This window comes from Streptomyces alkaliphilus (assembly GCF_014141535.1).
In the GTDB taxonomy this organism is placed as follows: domain Bacteria; phylum Actinomycetota; class Actinomycetes; order Streptomycetales; family Streptomycetaceae; genus Streptomyces; species Streptomyces alkaliphilus.
This window is the reverse complement of sequence record NZ_VKHT01000405.1, coordinates 1-4,405: the sequence shown is the minus strand read 5'-3', so window position 1 is coordinate 4,405 and position 4,405 is coordinate 1. Positions and strand designations below refer to the sequence as shown.

Genomic DNA, 4,405 nt, shown 5'->3' with positions numbered 1-4,405 from the left:
GCTGTGTATAAGAGACAGGGGGTGGAACGGTGCTGCCGGGGCGGGCGTCAGCCGACGACCGTCCAGGTGTCCTTGCCCGCGAGCAGGGCACCGAGGTCGCCCTTGCCCTTGCGCTCGACGGCCTCGTCCAGCTGGTCGGCCATCTGGTCCTCGTACACCGGCCGGCGCACGCTGCGCAGCACGCCGATCGGGGTGCGGTGCAGGGTGTCGGCGTCGGCGAGGCGGGAGAGGGCGAAGGCGGTGGCCGGGGAGGCGGCGTGCGCGTCGTGCACGAGCACCCGGTCGGTGCCCTCGACGGTGACGTCCACGGTGTCCAGCTCACCGGTGGCGGGGTCGCGGACCACGCCGAGCCGGCCCAGTCCGTCGCCGCCCTCGGCCTCGGGCCAGGGGGTGCCGAAGCGGATCTGCTGCCCGTGCTCCAGGCGGACGACCGCCTCCTGCGCGCGCTGCTTGTCCTTCAGGGCGTCGAAGGCGCCGTCGTTGAAGATGTTGCAGTTCTGGTAGATCTCCACCAGCGCCGTGCCCGGGTGCTGCGCGGCGGCGCGCAGCACGTCGGTGAGGTGCCGGCGGTCGCTGTCGATGGTGCGGGCGACGAAGGACGCCTCCGCGCCGAGCGCCAGCGAGACCGGGTTGAACGGCGCCTCCAGCGAGCCCATGGGGGTGGACTTGGTGATCTTCCCCGCCTCGGAGGTGGGGGAGTACTGCCCCTTGGTCAGACCGTAGATCCGGTTGTTGAACAGCAGGATCTTCAGGTTGACGTTGCGCCGCAGGGCGTGGATGAGGTGGTTGCCGCCGATGGACAGCGCGTCGCCGTCACCGGTGACCACCCACACCGACAAATCGCGGCGGGCGGCGGCCAGGCCGGTGGCGATGGCCGGGGCGCGCCCGTGGATGGAGTGCATCCCGTAGGTGTTCATGTAGTACGGGAAGCGGCTGGAGCACCCGATGCCGGAGACGAAGGTGATGTTCTCCCGGGCCAGCCCCAGCTCCGGCAGGAAGCCCTGCACGGCGGCCAGCACGGCGTAGTCGCCGCAGCCGGGGCACCAGCGGACCTCCTGGTCGGACTTGAAGTCCTTCATGGACTGCTTCGCCTCGGACTTCGGCACCAGGGAGAGGGCCTCAGTGGGCATCGACTGCCTCCTTGAGCGCGGACGCGAGCTGTTCGGCCTTGAACGGCAGGCCGGTGACCTGCGTGATGGACGCGATGTCCACGAGGTACTTCGCGCGCAGCAGGGCGGCGAGCTGTCCCAGGTTCATCTCCGGGATCACCACCTTGTCGTACCGGCGCAGGACCTCACCGAGGTTGGCGGGGAAGGGGTTGAGGTGGCGCAGGTGGGCGCGGGCGATCCGGCCCCCGGCGCGGCGGATGCGACGGGTGGCGGCGGTGATCGGGCCGTGCGTGGAGCCCCAGCCGAGCACCAGCACCCGGGCCTCGCCGCCCGGGTCGTCGACCTCCAGCTCCGGGACCTCGATGCCGTCGATCTTGGCCTGTCGGGTGCGGACCATGAAGTCGTGGTTGGCCGGGTCGTAGGAGATGTTCCCGGTGCCGTCCTGCTTCTCGATGCCGCCGATGCGGTGCTCGAGGCCGGGGGTGCCGGGGACCGCCCACGGACGGGCCAGGGTCTCCGGGTCCCGCTTGAAGGGGTGGAAGACCTCTGTGCCGTCCTCCTTGACGTGGTTCGGCCCGGTGGCGAAGCGCACCCGCAGGTCGGGCAGTTCCTCGGGGTCGGGGATCCGCCAGGGCTCGGAGCCGTTGGCCAGGTAGCCGTCGGAGAGCAGGAAGACGGGGGTGCGGTAGACCAGCGCGATGCGGGCGGCCTCGATGGCGGCGTCGAAGCAGTCGGCCGGGGTGGCCGGGGCGACGATCGGCACCGGCGCCTCGCCGTTGCGGCCGTACATGGCCTGCATCAGGTCGGCCTGCTCGGTCTTGGTGGGCAGGCCGGTGGAGGGGCCCCCGCGCTGGATGTCCACGACCAGCAGCGGCAGCTCCAGGGAGACCGCCAGGCCGATGGTCTCGGACTTCAGCGCCACACCGGGGCCGGAGGTGGTGGTCACGCCCAGGCTGCCTCCGAAGGAGGCGCCCAGGGCGGCGCCGATGCCGGCGATCTCGTCCTCGGCCTGGAAGGTCCGCACGCCGAAGTTCTTGTGCCTGGACAGCTCGTGCAGGATGTCCGAGGCCGGGGTGATCGGGTACGAGCCGAGGAACAGCGGCAGGTCCGCCTGATGGGACGCGGCGACCAGTCCGTAGGACAGCGCCAGGTTCCCGGAGATGTTCCGGTAGGTGCCGGGCGGGAACGCGGAGGTCGCCGGGGCCACCTCGTAGGAGGTGGCGAAGTCCTCGGTGGTCTCGCCGAAGTTCCAGCCCGCGCGGAAGGCGGCCAGGTTGGCCTCGGCGATGTGCGGCTTGTTGGCGAACTTGGTCCGCAGGAAGTTCTCGGTGCCCTCGGTGGGGCGGTGGTACATCCACGACAGCAGGCCGAGCGCGAACATGTTCTTGGACCGCCCCGCCTCCTTGCGGGTGAGGTCGAAGCCCTTGAGCGCCTCCACCGTCAGCGTGGTCAGCGGCACCGGGTGGACGCTGTAGCCCTCCAGCGAGCCGTCCTCCAGCGGGCTGGAGGCGTAGCCGACCTTGGCCATGGCGCGGGTGGTGAACTCGTCGGTGTTGACGATGATCTCCGCGCCGCGCGGCACGTCCTCGATGTTCGCCTTCAGGGCCGCCGGGTTCATCGCCACCAGCACGTTCGGCGCGTCGCCGGGGGTGAGGATGTCGTGGTCGGCGAAGTGCACCTGGAAGGAGGAGACGCCCGGCAGGGTGCCGGCGGGGGCCCGGATCTCGGCCGGGAAGTTGGGCAGGGTGGAGAGGTCGTTGCCGAACGAGGCGGTCTCCGAGGTGAAACGGTCGCCGGTGAGCTGCATACCGTCGCCGGAGTCACCCGCGAACCGGATGATCACCCGGTCCAGGCGCCTGACCTCTTTGCCGGTCGTGCCCGTCGTGCCGGTCGTGTTCGCCCCGGGGGTGGTGGACGGCTGTGCGGCCCCGGACCCACCCGTCGCCGCGTCGGCGGCCGGGTCGGTGGGGGTCTCGGCGTCCCGGGTGTCCGGGCCGGCCTGGCTGGTCACTTCTCTGGCCCTCCTTCGAGGCGACTCCTGACGGCCATCGTACGGGGGTGAGGATGCCCTTCCCGGGGGCTCTCACATCGTGGACCCGAAAATGAGACGGTGGTTCATCCCCTTTCGGAGGGGTTCGCGGCTAGGTCCCGGGACCGATACCCACCCCGACCTTCGACCCGGGTCCCGCCACCGCGCGGGAGGCCCCCGCATCCCGGCGGGGACCGCTCGGCCGGGCCGGCTCCCCGACCCGGCCGAATGGTCATCGGCCCTGACCGGAGGCCCTGTTCGAGGTGCGGGAGGGGCTCCGGCGCCGCTCCCGGGAGCCGGCGCGCGGCGGCTCGCGCGCGGGGCCTCGGCGGGCCCCGGGGCACGGGACCCGGTGGCCCGTCGGCGGCCCGTTCGGAAGTCGATCAGGAATTGAGGTAGGTCAGCACCGCCAGCACCCGCCGGTGATCGGTATCACTCTGCGCCAGCCCCAGTTTCAGGAAGATGTTGCTCACGTGCTTCTCCACCGCCCCGTGGCTCACCACCAGTCGCGCGGCGATGGCGGCGTTGGTGCGGCCCTCGGCCATCAGCCCCAACACCTCCCGCTCGCGCGGGGTCAGCGCCGCCAGTACGTCCTGGCGCCGGCTGCGCCCGAGCAGTTGGGTGACCACCTCGGGGTCCAGCGCCGTGCCGCCCTCCGCGACCCGTCGCACCGCGTCGGTGAACTCCCGCACCTCCGCCACCCGGTCCTTGAGCAGGTACCCCACCCCGCGGCTGGAGCCGGCCAGCAACTCGGTGGCGTACTGCTCCTCCACGTACTGGGACAGCACCAGTACCCCCAGGTCCGGGTACCGCTGCCGCAGCCGTACCGCCGCCCGCAACCCCTCGTCGGTGTGGGTGGGCGGCATCCGCACGTCCACCACCGCGACGTCCGGCACCCCGTCACCGGCCGCGAGCTCCTCCACCGCGCGCACCAGCGCCTCGCCGTCCCCGACGCCCGCGACCACCTCCAGGCCCCGATCGGTCAACAACCGGGTCAATCCCTCACGCAGCAGCACCGAGTCCTCGGCGATCACCGCCCGCACCGTCACCCGCAACCCCCTCGCGGCTCCCGCCCGCCACCGTCGACGGGACCCGCCCAGCATCTCACCCCTCGGGCCGCCCGCGTCCGGGAGCCGGGACGGAGGCCGGGCGCGCGGGAGGGGCGGGTCCCCGTCGGCGGGACTCAGCCACGCCCCCGCCAGGGGAGCGCGGCGGTCACCGTGGTGGGGCCGCCCTCCGGCGAGGAGAGCATCAACCGCCCGTCCAC

At 72.3% G+C, this 4,405-nt stretch carries 3 protein-coding genes; all 3 read right to left on the bottom strand.

Annotation, left to right across the window (positions count from 1 at the left end; genetic code table 11):
• Positions 1 to 47: 47 nt before the first annotated feature.
• Entirely contained in the window at positions 48 to 1,130 is a 1,083-nt protein-coding gene (locus FNQ90_RS13875; RefSeq protein ID WP_143622036.1) for a 2-oxoacid:ferredoxin oxidoreductase subunit beta, read from the bottom strand.
• Positions 1,120 to 3,120, bottom strand: coding sequence for a 2-oxoacid:acceptor oxidoreductase subunit alpha (locus FNQ90_RS13870; protein WP_182606664.1), 2,001 nt, complete (start codon positions 3,118 to 3,120; stop codon positions 1,120 to 1,122). Before FNQ90_RS13870 ends, FNQ90_RS13875 begins: the two co-directional genes overlap by 11 nt.
• A 401-nt stretch (positions 3,121 to 3,521) precedes the next feature.
• A complete protein-coding gene (locus tag FNQ90_RS13865; RefSeq protein WP_182606665.1) occupies positions 3,522 to 4,181 on the bottom strand; it encodes a response regulator transcription factor in 660 nt (219 codons plus the stop codon).
• Between the last annotated feature and the right edge of the window lie 224 nt (positions 4,182 to 4,405).

What these genes read in the sequence shown, in the direction of transcription:
- FNQ90_RS13875 (WP_143622036.1), bottom strand. Translation starts at nt 1,130, where the DNA reads ATGCCCACTGAGGCCCTCTCCCTGGTGCCGAAGTCCGAGGCGAAGCAG.